18 protein-coding genes are annotated in these 19,252 nt (G+C 70.9%); 8 read left to right on the forward strand and 10 right to left on the reverse strand.

Annotation, left to right across the window (positions count from 1 at the left end):
- Positions 1-158: 158 nt before the first annotated feature.
- Positions 159-1,157: a porphobilinogen synthase gene (gene hemB, locus AC07DF_RS00100; protein WP_478965443.1), complete on the forward strand. Its 999-nt coding sequence runs from the start codon at positions 159-161 to the stop codon at positions 1,155-1,157.
- 3 nt (positions 1,158-1,160) lie between these two features.
- On the opposite strand, the gene AC07DF_RS00105 is transcribed toward hemB, so the two are convergent.
- The gene (locus tag AC07DF_RS00105; protein ID WP_478965445.1) at positions 1,161-1,832 is read right to left on the reverse strand and encodes a DUF4232 domain-containing protein; all 672 of its coding nucleotides are present in this window, start codon (positions 1,830-1,832) and stop codon (positions 1,161-1,163) included.
- Positions 1,833-2,060: 228 nt separating this feature from the next.
- Between AC07DF_RS00105 and AC07DF_RS00110 the strand changes: the two genes are divergently transcribed.
- On the forward strand, positions 2,061-3,416 hold the full coding sequence (locus tag AC07DF_RS00110) for a helix-turn-helix domain-containing protein (RefSeq protein WP_478965447.1): 1,356 nt from the start codon (positions 2,061-2,063) through the stop codon (positions 3,414-3,416).
- A 27-nt stretch (positions 3,417-3,443) separates the two neighbouring features.
- Here AC07DF_RS00110 and AC07DF_RS00115 read toward each other — a convergent pair whose 3' ends face one another.
- Positions 3,444-3,809, reverse strand: coding sequence for a hypothetical protein (locus tag AC07DF_RS00115; RefSeq protein WP_478965449.1), 366 nt, complete (start codon positions 3,807-3,809; stop codon positions 3,444-3,446).
- A 77-nt stretch (positions 3,810-3,886) separates the two neighbouring features.
- Between AC07DF_RS00115 and AC07DF_RS00120 the strand changes: the two genes are divergently transcribed.
- The 3 genes from AC07DF_RS00120 (at position 3,887) to AC07DF_RS00130 (ending at position 7,068) form a co-directional block, all read left to right on the forward strand.
- Positions 3,887-4,789, forward strand: a complete 903-nt coding sequence (locus AC07DF_RS00120) for an SAM-dependent methyltransferase (protein WP_478965451.1) — start codon at positions 3,887-3,889, stop codon at positions 4,787-4,789.
- Positions 4,790-4,900: 111 nt separating this feature from the next.
- On the forward strand, positions 4,901-6,118 hold the full coding sequence (locus tag AC07DF_RS00125; protein ID WP_478965453.1) for an aminotransferase-like domain-containing protein: 1,218 nt from the start codon (positions 4,901-4,903) through the stop codon (positions 6,116-6,118).
- 107 nt (positions 6,119-6,225) lie between these two features.
- Positions 6,226-7,068: an arylamine N-acetyltransferase family protein gene (locus AC07DF_RS00130; RefSeq protein ID WP_478965455.1), complete on the forward strand. Its 843-nt coding sequence runs from the start codon at positions 6,226-6,228 to the stop codon at positions 7,066-7,068.
- Here AC07DF_RS00130 and AC07DF_RS00135 read toward each other — a convergent pair.
- Positions 7,065-7,847: a DUF4253 domain-containing protein gene (locus tag AC07DF_RS00135; RefSeq protein ID WP_478965457.1), complete on the reverse strand. Its 783-nt coding sequence runs from the start codon at positions 7,845-7,847 to the stop codon at positions 7,065-7,067. The genes AC07DF_RS00130 and AC07DF_RS00135 overlap by 4 nt on opposite strands.
- Positions 7,848-7,927: 80 nt before the next feature.
- On the opposite strand from AC07DF_RS00135, the gene AC07DF_RS00140 reads away from it, so the two are divergent.
- The gene (locus tag AC07DF_RS00140) at positions 7,928-8,428 is read left to right on the forward strand and encodes a DinB family protein (RefSeq protein WP_478965459.1); all 501 of its coding nucleotides are present in this window, start codon (positions 7,928-7,930) and stop codon (positions 8,426-8,428) included.
- Here the strand turns inward: AC07DF_RS00140 and AC07DF_RS00145 are convergent.
- Together AC07DF_RS00145 and AC07DF_RS00150 are read right to left on the reverse strand one after the other, a co-directional pair.
- On the reverse strand, positions 8,419-9,276 hold the full coding sequence (locus tag AC07DF_RS00145) for a helix-turn-helix domain-containing protein (protein ID WP_478965461.1): 858 nt from the start codon (positions 9,274-9,276) through the stop codon (positions 8,419-8,421). The genes AC07DF_RS00140 and AC07DF_RS00145 overlap by 10 nt on opposite strands.
- Complete coding sequence (locus AC07DF_RS00150; protein WP_478965463.1) at positions 9,273-10,046, reverse strand: peptidoglycan-binding protein; 774 nt, start codon at positions 10,044-10,046, stop codon at positions 9,273-9,275. Before AC07DF_RS00150 ends, AC07DF_RS00145 begins: the two co-directional genes overlap by 4 nt.
- Positions 10,047-10,353: 307 nt before the next feature.
- Between AC07DF_RS00150 and AC07DF_RS00155 the strand changes: the two genes are divergently transcribed.
- Positions 10,354-10,737, forward strand: a complete 384-nt coding sequence (locus AC07DF_RS00155; protein ID WP_478965465.1) for a peptidase inhibitor family I36 protein — start codon at positions 10,354-10,356, stop codon at positions 10,735-10,737.
- A gap of 75 nt (positions 10,738-10,812) precedes the next feature.
- Here AC07DF_RS00155 and argS read toward each other — a convergent pair whose 3' ends face one another.
- Positions 10,813-12,567, reverse strand: coding sequence for an arginine--tRNA ligase (argS, locus tag AC07DF_RS00160; RefSeq protein ID WP_478967518.1), 1,755 nt, complete (start codon positions 12,565-12,567; stop codon positions 10,813-10,815).
- Between the two features lie 143 nt (positions 12,568-12,710).
- On the opposite strand from argS, the gene lysS reads away from it, so the two are divergent.
- The gene (gene lysS, locus AC07DF_RS00165; protein WP_478965467.1) at positions 12,711-14,453 is read left to right on the forward strand and encodes a lysine--tRNA ligase; all 1,743 of its coding nucleotides are present in this window, start codon (positions 12,711-12,713) and stop codon (positions 14,451-14,453) included.
- 90 nt (positions 14,454-14,543) lie between these two features.
- On the opposite strand, the gene AC07DF_RS00170 is transcribed toward lysS, so the two are convergent.
- Genes AC07DF_RS00170 through AC07DF_RS00185 form a run of 4 tightly spaced genes read right to left on the reverse strand, consistent with a single transcriptional unit; the run spans position 14,544 to position 19,174 of the window.
- Positions 14,544-15,842 carry a DUF2087 domain-containing protein gene (locus AC07DF_RS00170; protein WP_478965468.1) on the reverse strand — a complete coding sequence of 433 codons (1,299 nt, stop codon included), beginning with the start codon at positions 15,840-15,842 and terminating at the stop codon, positions 14,544-14,546.
- Between the two features lie 55 nt (positions 15,843-15,897).
- Positions 15,898-16,602, reverse strand: a complete 705-nt coding sequence (locus tag AC07DF_RS00175) for a hypothetical protein (RefSeq protein ID WP_478965470.1) — start codon at positions 16,600-16,602, stop codon at positions 15,898-15,900.
- A complete protein-coding gene (locus AC07DF_RS00180) occupies positions 16,599-17,921 on the reverse strand; it encodes an MFS transporter (RefSeq protein ID WP_478965472.1) in 1,323 nt (440 codons plus the stop codon). The genes AC07DF_RS00175 and AC07DF_RS00180 overlap by 4 nt, the downstream gene beginning before the upstream one ends.
- A complete protein-coding gene (locus AC07DF_RS00185; protein WP_478965474.1) occupies positions 17,918-19,174 on the reverse strand; it encodes a hypothetical protein in 1,257 nt (418 codons plus the stop codon). Before AC07DF_RS00185 ends, AC07DF_RS00180 begins: the two co-directional genes overlap by 4 nt.
- Positions 19,175-19,252: the final 78 nt, after the last annotated feature.

Below are 19,252 nucleotides of genomic sequence, written 5' to 3' on the forward strand. Positions count from 1 at the left end.
CGGCGTTGGGGCTGAGGGCGGGGGGTTTCGCAGCCCGGCGGAGCGGGGTGCCGCTGCGCCCACCCGTGCCGCCCCTAGCGGCACGCATGCCCGCAGCTCGGGCGGGGGCCGACAGGGCGTCGGCATCGGGAGGTTTTGGGCGGGCGTAGCGTTGGGGTATGACGACGTACGGATCTTTTCCCGGTACTCGGCCGCGGCGTTTGCGGAGTAACCCCGTCATGCGTCGGATGGTGGCCGAGACCCGGCTGCACCCCGCCGATTTCATTCTTCCGGCCTTTGTGCGCGAGGGCGTCAGTGAGCCGGTGCCGATCGGGGCCATGCCCGGGGTCGTGCAGCACACCCGGGACAGTCTGAAGAAGGCCGCCGCTGAGGCGGTCGCGGCGGGGGTCTCGGGGATCATGCTGTTCGGCGTGCCGGAGGAGTCGAAGAAGGACGCCCTCGGGACGCCGGGGACCGACCCGGACGGGATTTTGCAGGTCGCCCTGCGGGACGTGCGGGCCGAGGTCGGGGACGAGCTCCTCGTCATGTCCGACCTCTGTCTCGACGAGACGACCGACCACGGGCACTGCGGGGTGCTGGACTCCGAGGGGCGGGTCGACAACGACGCGACCCTGGAGCGGTACGCCGAGATGGCCCAGGTACAGGCCGATGCCGGGGCCCATGTGGTCGGGCCCAGCGGGATGATGGACGGGCAGATCGGGGTCGTCCGTGACGCCCTCGACCAGATCGGCCGGGAGGATGTCGCCATCCTCGCCTACACCGCCAAGTACGCCTCCGCGTTCTACGGGCCCTTCCGGGAGGCCGTCGGCTCGTCCCTGCGGGGGGACCGGAAGACGTACCAGCAGGATCCCGCGAATGTGCGTGATTCGATGCGGGAGCTCGCCCTCGATCTCGAGGAGGGCGCCGACATGGTGATGGTCAAGCCAGCCGGGCCCTACCTGGACATCCTCGCCCGGGTCGCGGACGCCGTGGACGTGCCCGTCGCCGCGTACCAGATCTCCGGCGAGTACTCGATGATCGAGGCCGCCGCCGAGAGGGGCTGGATCGATCGGGACCGGGCGATCATGGAGGCCCTGACCGGCATCCGGCGGGCCGGTGCGCGGAACATCCTCACCTACTGGGCCACGGAGGCGGCCCAGAAGCTGAACCGTCAGTAGGACTCAGTAGGACAGCGCGTCGTCCATGTCGCGCAGCCAGTACGTGGCCGTCAGCGAGCTGTCGTAGTACACGCCCTTGGCCGGGAGGGACGGGAGCGCCGAGGGGCCGCCGCCGCTGTTCGGCGTGCGGCCCTGGAAGCCGACCTCGAGCTTGTGGCCGGTGGTGCCGCCGTCGCCGCTGCCGTCGGCCGCCGACAGTGTCACGCCCGAGTAGCCGGACTCGCCGGGGGCCAGGGTCGTCACCGCCTGCGGCTTGGAGTCCTCGATCGGCCGCGGGGCCCACTGCATCTCGTCGAAGCGCAGGACCGGGTAGTAGGTGAGGTCGCAGTACTTCGAGCCGGTGTTCTTGACCGTGATCAGCATGTGGTTGAGGGGGCGGCGGACCGGCTGGGCGGTGACGGTGGTGTTGGTGCCGTTGCAGGAGACGCGGTTGGCCGGGTCGGCGGGGTCGGTGGGCTTGGCCGCCCCGGAGTTCCCGCCCTTCGACTTGCCGGTCGTCCCCGACTGCGCGCCCTTCGCGCCGGTGGCCGTCCGCTGGGGCGTGGTGGTCGCCGTCGTCGATGACGTCACCTGGGGCTTGGCCGCGCCCTCGTCCTGCGGGCCCGTGCCGTCCTCGCACGCCGTCAGGGCGAGTGCGGCCAGGAGGGCGACGGGGAGGGCGTGGTGCTTGCGCATGGGTGGGTTCCCTTTCGGACAAAGGCGGTTGGCGAGAAGAGCCGAGCGAGCCGCCGACGGGTCGGCCGGGAGCGGCGTGCTTGGATGACCAGAGCTTGTGCGGTCATCCGTCCCGGCCGCCACACCCGGCGGAGCATCCGGGACGCTGGAACGCCCGTACAGGCCTTGACCTGGGGAAACGTCCCTGCCTTGGAACGGGTGAACGGGACAGCGGGGGATGGAGGAAGGGTGTCGGAAGGCACGGCCGCGGCGGGGTTCGCCGCGCTGCTGGGGGAGTTGAAGGACCGTTCCGGGCTGAGCTACGGGGTGCTCGCCAAGCGGCTCCACATGAGCACGTCGACGCTGCACCGGTACTGCAATGGGGATGCCGTGCCCGCCGACTACGCGCCGGTGGAGAGGCTCGCCCGGCTGTGCAAGGCGTCGCCCGAGGAGCTCGTCGAGCTGCATCGGCGGTGGGTGCTGGCGGATGCGGGGCGGGGGCGCAAGGGGGGTGGGGGCTCGTCCGAGCCTGCGCTGGCGCCAGTGGCTGCGGCAGGGGCAGTGGCAGGGGCAGTGGCTCCGGTTGCTGACGGGCCGGGGGCGGTTGCGGATGCCTCGGCTGCTCCCGCGGATCCGCCCCGGTCACGGCGGCCTCGTCCCGCGCTCCTCGCCGGTATCGCCGCCGCCGTCGTGCTGGGCGGGGTCGGGCTCGCCGTGGCCGTGCCCTCCGGTGGGGCGGACGAGGACGGGCGCCGGGGTACGGCCGCGGTGTCCGACGGCGGCCGGGCGCAGGACGGCGGTTCGGGCGCCTCGGCGTCTCCCTCGGGCAGTTCCTCCGCCGGCACCGGCAAGGAGAAGGGCAAGGACAAAGGCAACAGCAAGAGCGAGGACGGGGGAAAGGGCTCCGCCTCCGCGTCCCCTGCCTCGCGTGCCCCCGCTGCCGGCGAGGGCGACGGCGGCCGTCCCGGCCGTACCAGCGTCCCCGCCGCCGGCTCCGTCCCCCTCACCGTGAACACCACCGCGCATGCTTGGGAAGACCCCTGTTCCCAGCGCTACTTGGTGAACCGTCCGCCGGGGCAGGTCGGGCCGCCGCCGCTGGAGCAGGACGCGCCCGCCTGGGTGGCGGCGACGGGGGCCGTCCCGTCGGGGCAGCAGTTTCTGAAGCTCACCGTGCAGGGCACGGGCAAGGAGACGGTGGTCGTCGACGGGCTGACGGTCCGTATGGCCGGCAAGCGGACGCCGCTCGCCTGGAACGACTACGCCATGGGCTATCCGGGCGTCGGCTGCGGCGGTGGCGTCCCTACGCGCTTCTTCACGGTCGCCCTCGATGCCGCGCGGCCCTCCGTCGTCGCCGAGGCGGGTCATGACGACTTCCCGTTCTCGGTGAGCCAGTCCGACCCGGAGGTCTACTACATCCGGGCCGACGCCTCCGCCTACGACGTCAGCTGGTACCTGGAGCTGAGCTGGTCCAGCGGAAGCCGGCAGGGCACGCTGACGGTGGACGACAAGGGCCGGCCCTTCCGTACGAGCGGGAACAACGGGCGTCCGGCGTACGAGTTCCCGCTGGGCGGTGACAAGTGGGTCGAGGAGGGGACCACCGAGTGACCGGACGGCGGACCGACTGACCTGCTCTCAGTGGAACTCGTGCACCAGCTCGATCTTGCCGACGATGTGGGCGTTGAACTCGTCGAGTTCCTCAGCCGGTACCCACAGTTCGAGGATCGTCCGCCCGCCGGCCTGCTGGACCGGGTAGCGGTTCAGGAAGCCGGAGTCGACCTCGAACCGGGTGACGTAGCCGGCGCCGTCGTGCTTGACGTTCCAGTCGCGGGCGATCCTGACGGCGTAGTCCTCGTTGAGGACCGGGTAGAAGATCGGCTGCTCGGGGAGCCGGGGCGGCCAGGCACGCCAGTCGAGCTCCCGCAGCAGGTCCAGTTCCTTGGGGCCGGTGGGGCGCCAGAGGGTCGTCGTCGCTCGCTCGCCGGTTCGCACGGGCACCATCAAATCAGTTGAGGCGTTAGGTTGTTGACCGTTGGAGTGGTTGCTGATTGAACCACCTACTCTTCAGGGAGACGTCCATGTCCGGTGACGCGCTCAGCCAGGATCCCGCCGAGCTGCAGAGGAGGATCGACAGCAGCAAGGCGCACCCGGCGCGGGTCTACGACGTCTTCCTCGGGGGCAAGGACCACTACCCGGCCGACCGGGACGCGGCCGCCGCCGCGCTCTCCGCCAATCCGCGCGGGTACCTCGACGTCCGGCACAACCGCGACTTCCTGCGCCGCGCGGTGACCACGCTGGTGGAGCAGGACGGCGTCCGGCAGTTCCTCGACATCGGCACGGGGCTGCCGACCGCCGAGAACGTGCACCAGATCGCGCAGCGCGTCGCCCCCGAGTCGCGGGTCGTGTACGTCGACAACGACCCGGTCGTGCTCGCGCATGCGCGGGCCCTGCTGACCAGTGGGCCCGAGGGGCGTACGGACTACATCGACGCCGATCTGCGGGACCCGGCCCGCATCCTCGAACAGGCCGCCAAGACATTGGACTTCGACCAGCCGGTCGCGCTGTGCCTGGTCGCGATCCTGCACTTCGTCGAGGACGGGGAGGCGTATCCGCTGGTGCGTGAGCTGCTCGAAGCGCTGCCCGTCGGCAGCCGGCTGGTGCTCAGCCATCTCACCGAGGACCTCAACCCCGAGAACATCCGCGCGGTCCAGCGGACGTACACCGAGCGGGGGTTCACCTTCGTGCTGCGGTCCCGGGCGGAGGTCGAGCGGTTCTTCACGGAGAACTCCCTGGAGATCGCCGACCCGGGCGTCGTCCCGGCGCACCGCTGGCGGCCCGACCACGCGGCTCCCGTCCCCGAGCAGCCGGAGGAGTCCTTCCTCGCGCGCCTCGACGACATCGAGAAGGTCCGTTACCGCGACATCAACGACGTCACGGACGCGGACATCAATGTTTACGCGGGGATCGGGGCCAAGGGCTGAGCCGGGGACCGGATGCTCCCGTGTCCGAATCCCGGAAATCTTCTTGTAGGCGGCACGCATTTCTCTAGGGTGCGGGGCACGAGGCGTCACCGCAGCCGAAGGAGCCGTGCCATGACCGTCGCCGATCACGCGCCCACCCGCTCTCCCGTGCCGTCGCTCGCCGCGCGGGCCCGGTCCGTCGGCGGCTCCCCCGTACGGGACATCCTGGCGATCACCGCCCGCCCCGACGTGATCAACTTCGCGGGCGGGCTGCCGGCGCCGGAGCTGTTCGACGCGGAGGGCATAGCGGCCGCGTACCGGGCGGTGCTCGCCGAGGTGCCCGAGCGGGCGTTGCAGTACTCCACGACCGAGGGCGAGCCGGTGCTGCGGGGCGCGCTGGCCGCACGTACCACCGCACGCGGCCTGCCGACCGGCGCCGAGGACCTGCTCGTCACCACCGGCTCGCAGCAGGCCCTCTCCCTCCTGGCCACCGCGCTGCTCGAACCCGGGGACACCGTCCTCGTCGAGAACCCCTGCTATCTGGCGGCACTTCAGGCCTTCGGCTTCGCCGGGGCGCGGGTCGTGGCCGTACCCGGCGACGAGCACGGCGTCGATCCCGAGGCGCTGGAGGAGCTGGTGGCGCGAGAGCGGCCCAAGCTGCTGTACACCGTGCCCACCTTCCAGAACCCCACCGGACGTACGCTGCCCGCCGGGCGGCGTGCCGCCGTGGCCGCCGTCGCCGCGCGGCGCGGGCTGTGGATCGTCGAGGACGATCCCTACGGCGAGCTGCGCTACGAGGGCGACCGCGTGCCCTGGATCGCCTCCCACCCGGGCGCCGAGGACCGTACGGTGCTGCTCGGCAGCTTCTCCAAGGTCATGGCGCCCGGACTGCGGCTTGGCTGGCTGCGCGCCCCCGGGGAGCTGCGGCGCGCCTGTGCCGTCGCCAAGCAGGCCGCCGACCTGCACACCCCGACCGTCAACCAGCTCGCCGCGGCCCGGTACCTGGCCGACCACGACCTGGACGCCCACGTCACGCGCGTCGCCGGTGTGTACCGCGAACGCCGGGACGCCATGCTCGCGGGGCTGGCCGGGGCGCTGCCCGAGGGGTCGGTCTGGAACCGGCCCGAGGGCGGCATGTTCCTCTGGGCGCGCCTGCCGGAGCCGTACGACACGGCGGCTCTGCTGCCGCAGGTGGTGCGGCACGACGTGGCGTACGTCCCCGGCGCCCCCTTCTACGCAGGCGACCCCGACCGCACGACCCTGCGGCTGTGCTTCGTGACGCAGACGCCGGAGGAGATCGGGGAGGGGCTGCGGAGGCTGGGGGAGGGGGTGCGGGCGGGCCGCGCCTGATCCTGACAGCAGGCCCTGGGCCGGACACGGCCTAGGGCCAAAGGCGGAGCGGGAGCTACGGCTGTGGACTGCGGCCCGGGGCGGACCGTGCTGGTTACGGTGACGTCATGTCCGATTCCGAGCAGTTCGACCTCGACGCGTATCTCCGGCGGATCGGATGGGAGGGGCAGCGGCGGGCCGACGCGGCGACCTTGCGTGGTGTGCAGCTGTCGCACATGCGGGCCATCCCGTTCGAGAACCTCGACGCACTGCGCCGCCGGGCGCCTTCCCTCGAGCAGGCCGACCTGATGGCCAAGCTTGTCCACGGCCGACGCGGCGGATACTGCTATGAGCACAACACGCTGTTCGCCTGCGCGCTGGAGGCGCTGGGATTCCGGGTGGCCCTGCTGACCGCGCGGGTCGTCGTGGGCGCCGACCGCATCGCGAGCCGGCCGCGCACACACATGGCGCTGCTGGTGGAGGTACCCGGCGAACCGCGGCCGTACCTCGCGGACGTCGGCTTCGGGGCGATCGGCGCGCTGCTGGAGCCGGTGCCGCTGGTGACGGACGTCGAGTTCGCCGGGGCCGGTCGGCGGCATCGGCTGGTGCACGTGCCGCACGACGGGCCCCTGGAGATGTGGGTACTCCAGGCCCACGACCGGGGAAAGGACGACTGGGCCGGTCAGTACGCCTTCACCCTGGAGCCCTTCGAGAAGCCCGATCTCGACGTCATCAACTGGCACATCGGCACGAACCCGCGCTCGCCGTTCACCCAGCGCGTCTACGTCCAGAGCGTCAGCGCCGCGCGGCACCTGCTGCTCCACGGGAGCCTGCTGACCGACACCCGCGCCGACGGGACGGTCACCGAGCGCGTGGTGACCGGTGAGGCGGAGGCGCGGCGGCTTCTTGAGGAGGAGTTCGGCATCGCTGTGCCCGAGGGGATGACGCTGCTGCCGGCTGAAGGTGCCTAGTCCCACCAGAAGTGCCAGATCGGCTGGTCGAGGAGCCGGCGCTCGGCGTAGGCCCGCAGGGTGGGGTCGGTGCTCTGCCAGATGTTGTCCGGGCAGAACGCGAAGTGCTCGGCGGCGACGGCTTCCGCCTCCGCGAGGGTGGTGGGTGGGGCGGCTACCGACACCAGCAGATGATCGAAGCCGAGGGCCACGACCCGTATGCCGAAGCGGTCCTCCCAGGAGCGCAGCACCGCGCTGAGGCGGGCCGTGTCGCCCTCGTGGTTCGCCGGGCCCGTCCAGCCGATCGCCGTCGGGATGTCGGCGCTGCGGCGGGCCGGGACCAGGGCGAGGCGGGGGTCCTTCAGCGGACCGCCGTCCTCGAGCAGCGAGTCCGCGATGTTCGTGGCGACCGCCTCCGGGTCCTGCCCCCGAGCGGCGGGCGAGGCCTGCCCGGGCCATGCGCCGTCGGCCGCGCACTCCTCCCAGTACTCCGCCAGCACCTCTTCGGCGTCGTGATCCCCGGGGTAGGACACCTCGCCGGGCATCAGCTCCCAGCGGTCCGGCCCGCCATGGCCGTCCCCCACATCGAGCACGACCGGCAGCAGCCCGACCCGTCGCGTCGGCTCCAGCGCCGTCCAGTCGCCCGGCACGGCCCGCTCCTGCGCGCACCACAGCAACGGCTCGTACCAGGGGCCCTCGTCGGTGGTGTCGAGCAGGGTCCCGGCGGGGAGTTCAAGCCCCAGTGCGCGGCCGCTCGGGTCTGCCGCCAGTGTCGGGAGCGGGTTCGGAAGTGTCGCCATGGTGGTGACTGTAGATCCGGCCACTGACAAGGGGACATCAGAGGACGCGAGCTGACCTAATCGCTCCGTACGGTCCTGCCATGACCACTTCCTCGGAGAAGACCGACCTGTTGTCCGCTCTCGCCGAGCAGCGGGAACTGCTGCTGATCACCGTGCGCGGACTCGGAGACGCGCAGGCCGCCCGGCGCACGACCGTGAGTGAGCTGACCCTGGGCGGGATCGTGAAGCACCTCGCCCGGGGCGAGGAGGCGTGGACGCGGATCATGGTCAGGGGCGACGGTGAACTGCCCGACGGGATGCTCGACATGGGGCAGTACCGCATGGCCGAGGGCGACACGCTCGACGGGCTGCTGGAGCGGTACGCCACAGCCGCGCGGGCGACCGACGAGGCCCTGGCCGGGCTGCCGGACCTGGGCCACAGCGTGCCCCTGCCGGTGACTCCCTGGTCGCCACCGGAGCCCGAGTACTGGTCGGCGCGCCGGATCCTGCTGCATCTGATCCGGGAGACGGCCCAGCACGCCGGGCACGCGGACATCATCCGGGAGGCACTGGACGGCGCGAGCAGCACGGCTCAGCGCTGAGACGGGGACGGGACGGCGACCCGTTGGACGCGGGATTCGAAGCATTCGCGGCTTCCTCCCGTCATCGGGAGGAAGCAGGCCCGGACGGTCGCGCCCGGTCGCGCCTCGGTCATGGGTGTGTAGATGTACGACTGTGCGGCGATGCCGTCCGTGATCTCAGCGGTGTGCGGACGGCCCACGTCGGCCGTGTCCAGCTCAAGACGGTCGCCGATGCGCGTGCTCCACATCCTGGCCCAGCCAGTCCCGCACTCCGCGCTGTAGCGCAGTTCGAGGTGGGCTCCGGTGGAGGTGCGGTGTGAGGCGAGGGTGAGGGGGTGTGTGCCGCACTTCATGGGCATCGGGTCCTGGCCCTCGCAGGTGGCTCCCCGGCAGCGGGGTGCCGGGGCGGAGGAAGGCGGTGCGGAGGGGCGGCTGTCGCCGGTGTGGCCCGCGAGGAGGACCAGGGCGACCGAGAGGCCGCCGGCCGCCAACGCGCAGACCGACGCGAGGACCGCCATGACCGCGCCCCTGCCGCCGGGAGGGTGCCCGGTGTCCGTTTCCGCAGGGTCCGGGGGCACGGGGGCCTCCGTGGGCCGTGCCGCCGCCCGGCCGCTCCACTCCGACTCCGCGAGCTCCCACAGCGCCAGGCAGCGGCCCTCCGGCTCGCCGGCGAGGCTGCACAGCTCCCGCACCGCTCGGCTGGGCGGCAGGGACTTGCCGTTGAGATAGCGCTCCCAGGACGACTTGCTGAAGGTGGTCTTCGCTGAGAGGGCCGCCAGGCTCAGGCCCGTCCCGGTCCGCAAGTCCCTCAGTGCGGCGGCCAGCCGGGCGCGTTCCGGCGGCAGCGCGTGCTGCGCGGACCGCGTCATTCCCGTAGGGCCTTCCAGGTGTGCGGGCCGATGATGCCGTCCACGACCAGGCCGGAACGCTTCTGCAGGTCCTTGACCGCGCGTTGCGTGTGCGGGCCGAAGATGCCGTCCACGGCTCCCGGCGAGAGGCCCGCGTCACGCAGCAGGCACTGCGCCTCGGCCACCTCCGGTCCGGCGTGGCCCTTCGCCAGGATGGCCTTCTGGGTACGGCTGTTGCCCGCGTACCAGCGGCCGTCGATCCGCTCCGCCCGGCAGGTGTAGGTGGGGCGCTCGCGTTCCGGCTGCTTCGGTGTCCCCGGGGCCCGCGTGGCCGCGGACGCGGTGAGGGGGGTCGCGGCCGCCTCGCCCTCGCCGTCCGTGAGCCGTACGGCCAGCAGTACCGCGGCGGCGACGGCCAGCACCAAGGCCACCGACCCGGCGACGAGGGTGATGCGCAGCGCCCGGCCGTGCGGGCGGGCTGTGCCGGTGCCGGGCCCGGCCGGTGCTCTGCGGTGCTCGGCCCCCGTGCCCCAAGCCTCGGCGGCGACCTCGTGCAGCGCGAGCAGCCGGGTCGGATCGTCACCGCCGAGCCGGGCCATCGCCTCGACGGCCTCCCGCGGCGGGAGAGAGCGGCCGGCGAGGTAGCGCTCCCAGGACGACGCGCTGTAGCCCGTCTTCGCCGCGAGCCGGCGCAGACTCAGTCCGCTGTGGTCCTTGGCCCGGCGTAATCGCACCACCAACTGCCGCACACGCGGGTCCAGTTCTTCGGGCAGCCCTTTCCAACGCGACATGTTCCCCCCACTCGCGTTCGCGGACCGTGGTCAGCGGTCCCGTTACCGCCGCATTCTGCATCAGCATCCACGCGGTGCCCCATACATCGGTTCCGATCCCCCTGCCGCCCCCTACCGATTCGGCCACCGCCCGCCGCGAGCGTCCCGCCGTACCGTCCCGGCGGGTGATGTCCGGGCAGGTCAGGGTGGGGGACGTCCCGTGAGTACGTCACTTCTGCGGCGACTGTGGTGGATCCCAGTCCCCGGCCCGCAGTCTCGTTGTCGAGCCGGCCGGTGTGGTCGGCCCACCACGAAGGGGGCAAGCACAATGCGTATGACCAGGAAGCTCGCCGTCATGGCCGGGGGGATCGCGCTGACCGGTGGTCTGCTGGCCGGCAACGCGGGTACGGCCGGTGCGGCGGAGGCCTCGCCGCAGGCGGCGTCGGACTGTCCCTCGGGCTGGTTCTGCGTGTGGGCCGGGCAGAACTACACCGGCCGCATGCAGAAGGTCGCCGGGACCAACAACGACCTGACCCAGTTCGCCGTGTTCCAGGGCTTCAAGTCCTGGTACAACCACGGCGCTTCCTGCGACTTCAAGTGGTTCTCGGAGAAGAACCACCGCGGGTCCAGCGGGGTTGTCCCGAGGGGGTACAAGGAGACCGGCGGCACGACCCGCTACATGAAGTCCAACACGTGGGTCAACTGCCGCTGACCGGCGGGTCTGCACAACCCCGAGGGCGGCACTCAACGGGGGAGTGCCGCCCTCGGCCTGTCGTCAGGGCCGGGCTCAGAGCCGCTCGGGCGTCCGGATGCCCAGCAGGGCCATGCCCTGGTGGAGCGTACGGGCCGTCACGTCGCACAGGAACAGGCGGTTCTCCACCTGCTCGGGCGACTCGGCCTTCAGCACCGGGCACTTGTCGTAGAACGACGTGTACAGCGACGCCAGCTGGTACAGGTACGCGGCCAGCTTGTGCGGGGCGTACTCCGCGGCCGCCTCGAAGACCGTGTCGCCGAACGCGTCCAGGTGCAGGCCGAGCGCCCGCTCCGCCGCGTGCAGCTCCAGCTCCGGGTGCGCGGCCGGCTTGGTCTCGCCCGCCTTGCGCAGGATCGACTGGATCCGGGCGTACGCGTACTGGAGGTAGACGGACGTGTCGCCGTTCAGCGACACCATCTGGTCCAGGTCGAACTTGTAGTCCCGGTTCGGCGACGTCGACAGGTCCGCGTACTTCACGGCACCGATGCCGACCTGAGCGGCCCGCTCCTGGATCTCGTCCTCCGTGAGGTCCTGCGCCTTCTCCCGCACGACCTCGGCGGCCCGCTGCACCGCCTCGTCCAGCAGGTCCTCCAGCCGTACGGTCTCGCCCTCACGCGTCTTGAACGGCTTGCCGTCCGCGCCGAGCACCGTGCCGTAGCCCATGTTGTGCGCGGTGACGCCGTCGTTCAGCCAGCCCGCCCGGCGGGCCGTCTCGAAGACCATCTTGAAGTGCAGCGACTGACGGACGTCCACGACGTAGAGCAGGGACGAGGCGTGCAGGTCCTGGACCCGGTTCCGGATCGCCGTCAGGTCGGAGGCCGCGTAGCCGAAGCCGCCGTCGGCCTTCTGCACGATCAGCGGGACCGGCTGGTCGTCCTTGCCGCGGATCTCGTCGAAGAACACCACGAGCGCGCCCTCGGAGCGCACCGCGACACCCGTCTCCTCCAGGATGCGGGCGGTCTCGGGCATGCCCTCGTTGTACGCGGACTCGCCGACGATCTCCTCGTCGCGGATCTCCATGTCGAGCTTCTCGAAGACGGAGTAGAAGTAGACCTTCGACTCGTCCACGAACTGCTGCCACAGCTCGAGCGTCTCCTTGTCACCGGACTGGAGGGCGACGACCCGCTTACGGGCCCGCTCCTTGAACTCCTCGTCCGCGTCGAAGAGCGCACGCGACGCCTTGTACACCCGGTTCAGGTTGCTCATCGCCTGCTCGCCGTCGACGTCGGCCGCGGGGGCCAGCTCGCCGGGGTGCTCGAACAGGTACTGGATGAGCATGCCGAACTGGGTGCCCCAGTCGCCGATGTGGTGCCGGCCGATCGTCTTCTCGCCGGTGAAGTCGAGCATGCCGCGCAGCGCGTCGCCGATGACCGCCGACCGCAGGTGACCGACGTGCATCTCCTTCGCCACGTTCGGCTGGGCGTAGTCGACGACCGTGATGCCCGCGTCCTCCTTCAGCGGCACGCCGAGCCGCTCGCCGTCCGCGTGCCGCGCGGCGAGGTTCCCGGTGATCGCCCGGTCGGCGATCGTGATGTTGAGGAAGCCGGGGCCGGAGACCTCGACGTCCTTGATCACGTCACCGGTGACGATGTTGCCGACGACCTCCGTCGCCAGTTCCCGGGGGTTCGACTTGGCCTTCTTGGCGAGGGCCAGGATCCCGTTGGCCTGGAAGTCGGCCCGGTCGCTACGTCGCAGCAGCGGGTCGGCGTCGGCCTCCGGCCGGGTGGCCGACAGGGCGTTCGCGAGACGCTGCTGGACTTGAGCGGTGAGCGACGTGACCGAGGTCATGGGATGGATGCCGTTCTCCTCGTGGGAATCGATGGGCACGCTCAGTATCCCACGGGGGGTAAAGCCATTTTCCCGGGCGGGATGCCGTCTGGGAGAATGGGCACCGGCCGTTGACCGTACGGCTGCCCTGGAGAAAGAAGGACGTGCCGATCGTGGCTCAGAGCACCGAGACCACCGACTGGGTCTCCCGTTTCGCGGATGAGGTCATCGAGGAGTCGGAGCGTCGGGCCCCGGGCAAACCCGTCGTCGTCGCGTCCGGGCTCTCCCCGTCCGGCCCCATCCACCTCGGGAACCTGCGCGAGGTCATGACCCCGCACCTCGTCGCCGACGAGATCCGCCGCCGGGGGCACCAGGTGCGGCACCTCATCTCCTGGGACGACTACGACCGCTACCGCAAGGTCCCGGCGGGTATCGCGGGGGTAGACGAGTCGTGGGCCGAGCACATCGGCAAGCCGCTGACCTCCGTCCCGGCGCCGAAGGGCTCCTCGCACCCGAACTGGGCCGAGCACTTCAAGGCCGCGATGGTCGAGTCGCTGGCCGAGCTGGGAGTGGAGTTCGACGGGATCAGCCAGACCGCGCAGTACACCTCCGGTGTGTACCGCGAGCAGATCCTGCACGCCGTCAAGCACCGCGGCGACATCGACGCGATCCTCGACCAGTACCGGACGAAGAAGGCCCCGGCCAAGAAGCAGGGGCAGAAGCCGGTCGACGAGGCCGAGCTGGAGGCCGCCGAGGGCTCGGGCGCGGCCGGTGAGGACGACGGCAGCTCCACCGCCGCCGGCTACTTCCCGTACAAGCCGTACTGCGGCAACTGCGAGAAGGACCTCACCACCGTCACGTCCTACGACGACGACTCCACCGAGCTGACGTACGCCTGCACCGCGTGCGGCTTCTCGGAGACGGTCCGGCTGAACGAGTTCAACCGCGGCAAGCTGGTCTGGAAGGTCGACTGGCCGATGCGGTGGGCCTACGAGGGTGTCGTGTTCGAGCCGAGTGGCGTCGACCACTCCTCTCCCGGGTCGTCGTTCCAGGTCGGCGGGCAGATCGTCGGGATCTTCGGCGGGAAGCAGCCCATCGGGCCCATGTACGCCTTCGTGGGCATCAGCGGCATGGCGAAGATGTCGTCCTCACGCGGTGGCGTGCCGACCCCGGCGGACGCCCTGAAGATCATGGAACCCCAGCTGCTGCGCTGGCTGTACGCGCGGCGCCGACCCAACCAGTCCTTCAAGGTCGCCTTCGACCAGGAGATCCAGCGGCTGTACGACGAGTGGGACCGGCTGGACGCCAAGGTCGCCGACGGCAGCGTCCTGCCGGCCGACGCCGCCGCGCACTCGCGTGCGGTGCGTACGGCCGCCGGTGAGCTGTCGCGGACGGTCCGGCCGCTGCCGTACCGCACGCTGGCGTCCGTCGCGGACATCACCGCCGGGCACGAGGACCAGGCGCTGCGCATCCTCAGCGAGCTGGACCCGGAGCAGCCGCTGACCTCGCTCGACGAGGCGCGGCCGCGATACGACAAGGCCGAGGCCTGGATCAACACGCACGTGCCCGCCGACCAGCGGACCATCGTGCGGGAGGAGCCCGACGGCGAGCTGCTGAAGTCGCTCGACGAGGCCTCCCTGCAGTCGCTGCGGCTGCTGCTCGACGGGCTCGCCGAGCACTGGTCGCTGGACGGGCTGACGCACCTCGTCTACGGCGTGCCGAAGGTGCGGGCCGGGTTCTCCGCCGACGCGACGCCGAAGGAACTGCCGCCGGAGATCAAGACGGCTCAGCGGTCCTTCTTCGCGCTGCTGTACCACCTGCTGGTCGGACGTGACACCGGGCCGCGGCTGCCCACGCTGCTCCTTGCGGTGGGGCAGGAGCGGGTCCGGGCGCTGCTCGGGGAGTAAGTCAGGAAAAAGGGGCCCTCACTCGAGGGCCCCTTTTGATCCCGGGAATGGGTTCGAGCGCCACGGCTGGGTGCCGTGCACCGCGGCTGATCACGGCCGCCAGTATTGACCATCGGCTCGCATCAGCAGCTGCTCCTCCACCAAATACCGGCGCAGAGCGGCCACATCCGGATGGACCTCACGCAACACTTCGTTGACCTCGGCTTCCGGGTAACGCCGTTGAAGTGCGAAAAGCGGTACGAGTCCCTCGAGGAATGCCTTGCGCTTGCTGTGCTTCGTGGGGATCGAGGTTTGAGGCCGTGGCCGAGGGCGCCGAGGCGCCGCATGCCGCCAGACGTCATTGACGGTGGACCAGAGCTTTTCGGTGTACGCGACCAATCCCGCCTGTTCCAGCGCCGCGAGGGACTTCGCACATCGCCCGGGAGCCATTCCCAGACGCTCTGCGATGCCCTGAGTGGTGCCGGCTTGCAGGACGACGGCGCTGTAGACGGTGCGCCGAGTGTCGTCGGCGAGTACTGCGAGGATCCTGCCCGCTGTGTCTGCCGTGTCGCCGGCCGCCTGTGCGGAGACCGGGCCCAGCAGGGGAGCTTTGGCGGAGTCGGACTCGCCCAGAGCCTTGAGTTCCTCGGCGAAGGGGACACCCCTGTCACGCTCCCACGAACTGTGCTTGCGCAACAGCAGCAGGCCGGTTTGGCGGTGCTTGTGAGGTTCGCCCAAGGCAAGTACGTCGAAGCCGTCAGCCGATTCGGCGGCCTGGCGGCGCAGTTCTTGCAACAGCGGTGTGGGGACAACCCGGCCCGCCACGCGGCTGAGGCCCTGCCGGGTGTGCGTCTCGACTGTCGTGGCCAGATACGGCTCGTGCAGCACGATCGTGCCGCCGGGCGCCACATGGGGCCAGAGGGATGTGAGGAAGCCGGAGTCGTCGGCCTGTGTGCCGGCGTCGAGCCACACCAGGTCCAATGGGCCCCATGCGTCGATCTCACGCTCTTCCAGGTCGAAGAAGTCTCGCTCGACGAAGGTGAGCATGTCGTCCAGGCCGAGCGAACAGGCTGTCTCCCGGACCTGATGCGCAGACGTGCCGGGTACGGAGAGGTCGTCGACGACCAGGAGCCTTGGCACGTATGCGTCGAGTACGGAACGTGGATGCAGTACCGACGCCCGTTCGTCCGCTGTGACCTCTCCGCGGACGATTCGCCGGTCTTCGTCGGCCTCCGAACGGGCATCGCGCAGCCCGAGAAGCAAATGCAGCGTCGAGGAGCCGGCCCCCACTTCCACCACGGTGCGCGGACGCAGCATCCTGGCCAGCACGCGCAGCGCAGGACCGGCGTTCTCGGTTCCCATACCCGGACGCGCAACAGTGCGCAGCGCCTCGTCGACCGGATCGTGCATGGATCGCCCTCTCCTTTCGGCTGCTCCTTCCGCAGCCGTCATCCTGTACGCGGCATCAGGCCCGGACGGCCCGGACCATGCCGGCGGACAGCAGTCGGTCCCCCACATCGTGCAGTTTCGCGGGCAGCCCGTCGAAGGCGATTCCGTCCTCGTGCCCAGCCCACCGCCACAGCTGGAGAGCGACCGCACCGACCTGGAGGAAGTTGCCGCTCGCGGTGTGGGCGAGGACGTGGACACCGGATTCCCGCTCCACTGCCTGCACCCACGCCTCCTGGACCAGCATCCGCGCACCGTCCGGCTCATGCTGGGCCAGGGGCAACGTGTCGCCCCTCAGCAGGCCGCATCGCATCATGCCCACCAGAACGTGGTCGACGGCTTCCTCTGCCGCCCCCCACCCTCGGCGGACGTCGGCCACCGAGGCGCCGCGCGCCAGGAGGTCACCGACCGGCTCGGGCACCTCGGCGAAGGCCGACGGTTCCGTCCCGAACAACACCGCGACAGGCCCTTCGCCGTGCAGGAACGGCACCGGCGTGTTCCGGAGCCCCACCCCGGACGGCAGGCTGAGCCTGATGTCCGGAGACAGGCGACGGGGCCAGGTGGCGCGGTCGAACGCCCGAGGACCTGGCGGCGGTGTCAGTTTGACCACGGCGTCGTCGGGCTGCTCCGCCCAGGCGAGTTCCCAGGCGAGCGGCAGCGAGGCGCCTGTCTGTGCGCAGAACCGGGGGATGACCGGGTCGAGCTCGGTCCGTCGCCTGCTCACGGCGTGTCTCCCGCCGATGCCCCTCCGGCGGGCACGGACACGTCCTCCGCCAGAGCCTGAGGGGAGGGGGCCACCGCGCGTGTACGGAGCCAGCCGATCGTGCCGGCCAGCAAGGCGACCGCGCCTCCGGTGAGGATGCCCCAGCGAGCCCAGTCGGCAGGAGCGAGCCCAGCGAGGGCGAAGCCGACGGCCACCGAGCTCTGCAGCGTCGCTCCGTATGCGGCGCCGACACGGCCCCGGACATCCTGTGGGCAGTCGGCCATGACATACGTGCGGAGCGCCACGTTCTGCACGGCGTTGGCCATGCCGCCGCACAGGAAGGCGGCCAGCATCAGCGGAACGACCGGGTAGGCGCCGGTCACCAGATAACTGAGGCCGATGATCGCCGCAGCTCCGACGGCGACGACGGCGGTAGGCCGCTGACCGAGCCGGCCCCGTAGGGTGACCGGCCCCAGCACCAGACCCACGCTCCAGGTTGCCAGCAGCACGCCGTAGACAGCCGTGCCTCCAGGGATCTCTTCCGCGAAGAAGGGCAACAGCACGTTGACGACCGAGGTCGCCGCCACGGTGACCACGATCGTGGCGAGCGTGGTCCGGCGCTGTGCTCCCGCCCAGAGCAGGGCCAGACCGACGCGAAGGCCTCCTGCGGTCTTCCCGGAGGGCTGCGGTCCGCCCGTGATCGCTTGGTCCCTGCCGACAGCGGTGGCGTCAGAAACGTCGGCTGTCCGCGCACGTTCCCGGGCCACCACGACCAGCCAGCGGCTGATCACCGGCACGGCCAGCAGAGCGAAGGCGAAGGTGCCCGCGTCGACTGCCAGCGCCAGTCCGGTACCGCCACGCGCCGTCAGCAGGCCCACCAGCAGCGGGCCGACGATGTACCCCGCGTTTCTCACAGACTCCATGAGGCTGTTCACCCGCAGCTGGGCGTCGGAAGCCGGGAACAGTTGCGGCACGAGTGCCATCACGCAGGTCTGGGCGACGGCCCCCAAGGCACCCAGCAGCAGCATCGTGGCGATGAGCAGTACCGCGCCGTCCGCGACCGCGGCCGCGGACGCGGCGATCAGGCACTCCAGGGCCAGGGCCACGCCCAGGACCGCGTCCGCGCGAAAGCGGTCGACGATCCGTCCGATGGGGCCGCCCAGGACAATGCCGGGCACCAGGCCGGCGAGCATCTGGGCCGACACCACCGATGTCAGCCCTGTGCGGTCAGCACCGCGCAGGGCCAGCGCCACCATGGCGACCTCGTCACCCACCGTACTCACCAGCAGGGCGGCGATCACCAGGAGTGTCGCCGCCCTGCCCTGCCGCAGGGATGTCACTGGAGCGGCTCCGTCTGATGTGCGGGGGCGGACACGGAGGCTTCGACGTCGATGGCGCGCCAGGTCGACAGCCTCAACAGCACGGCATGGAGCAAGGGGACGGCCGGGCTGTCCGCCCCGCGCTCCCAGTCCGAGAGGTCGAGCGTCTCTCCCCTGGCCAAGGTGGCCACGGCTGCCTCGACCTGCGGATGGTCGGCGACTTTGAGGGTGTGCCCCTGCGTGGCCACGGCGCGGCGGCCATCGGTGAGCAGCCGCTGCCGCACCACGATGTCTCGGTGTGTCCGGACCCGGGCGTCGCGCGGTACGGGAACGGGTGATTCGGCCGGCCGGCCCACGCCCAGACCGCCGGACGTCACCGAGCGCATGTGGTGCTCCCAGACGACGTCTTCGACCTCGCCGCCGGACAGTTCCTTCAGGGCCGTGAGCGCGGCCGCGGCTGCGGCTGGGATGCCCTCCGGAGTGTGCGCGCCGGGGCCGGCCTCGGCGGTACGTGTGTGTGAGAGGAGGCCGCCGACGGCTTGGAGGACCAGGGCGGCCGGATCGCTCTTGGTGAAGAAGGCGATGTTGACGTTGACAGCCACTGCTTCGGGGGACTCACCCACATGCAGTTGCTCGGAGGGAAAGTAGGTCAGCGCACCGGGCACTCCGACCAACACGTCGGCCAGGTCACGAGCCGACGCATAGTCGGCGGTGTGCTGCGGGACCTGTCCGGCGTGCGCCGGCGGCCAGGTGAGGAGGGACTTGCGGCCACGCAGGGTGAAACCGAAGTTCCCCGCGTGGTCGACGTGCACGCCGACATTGGTGGAGGTGTACCGGCCGATGAAGGTGTCGATGTCCACGCGACCGGCGACCCGTGCTCCGGTGTACCGGTAGACGTCGTCGGACAGTCGCTTGGCCCGGTCCCACAGCGGCGCATCGACAGCGTGCAGGCCGGATACAGCGACGCTCCATTCGTGATGTCGCATCCGCTCATCGACCCGGGCGGTGTAGTGGTCCAGGGAGCGGTCCTCGGGCAGGGGCAGGAAGGGCCGCGTATCGATCGGCTGTGTCCGGCCGTCCACCGTCACCACGACCTTGGGAAGTCCCGATCCCTTGGGGCGGTTGGTCTGGTCAGCCGCCAGAACCAGAGCCCGTAGCAGTTCCTCGTCACTGATATCCAGCTGAACGGGGGCATCGGGAAGAGAGAGCGGCTGCTGCTCCCAGTGACGGGAAGCGAACTCCTTCCAGAAGCGGTCCGTTTCGGCGCCTGACACAGAGACGGGGTGAGGCAAGGGAGAAGCTCCTGTACTCGTGCCGCGACGCGCGGCAGTTTCAACGGTGGACTGGGGCGA

The organism is Streptomyces sp. NPDC044719 (assembly GCF_056433405.1).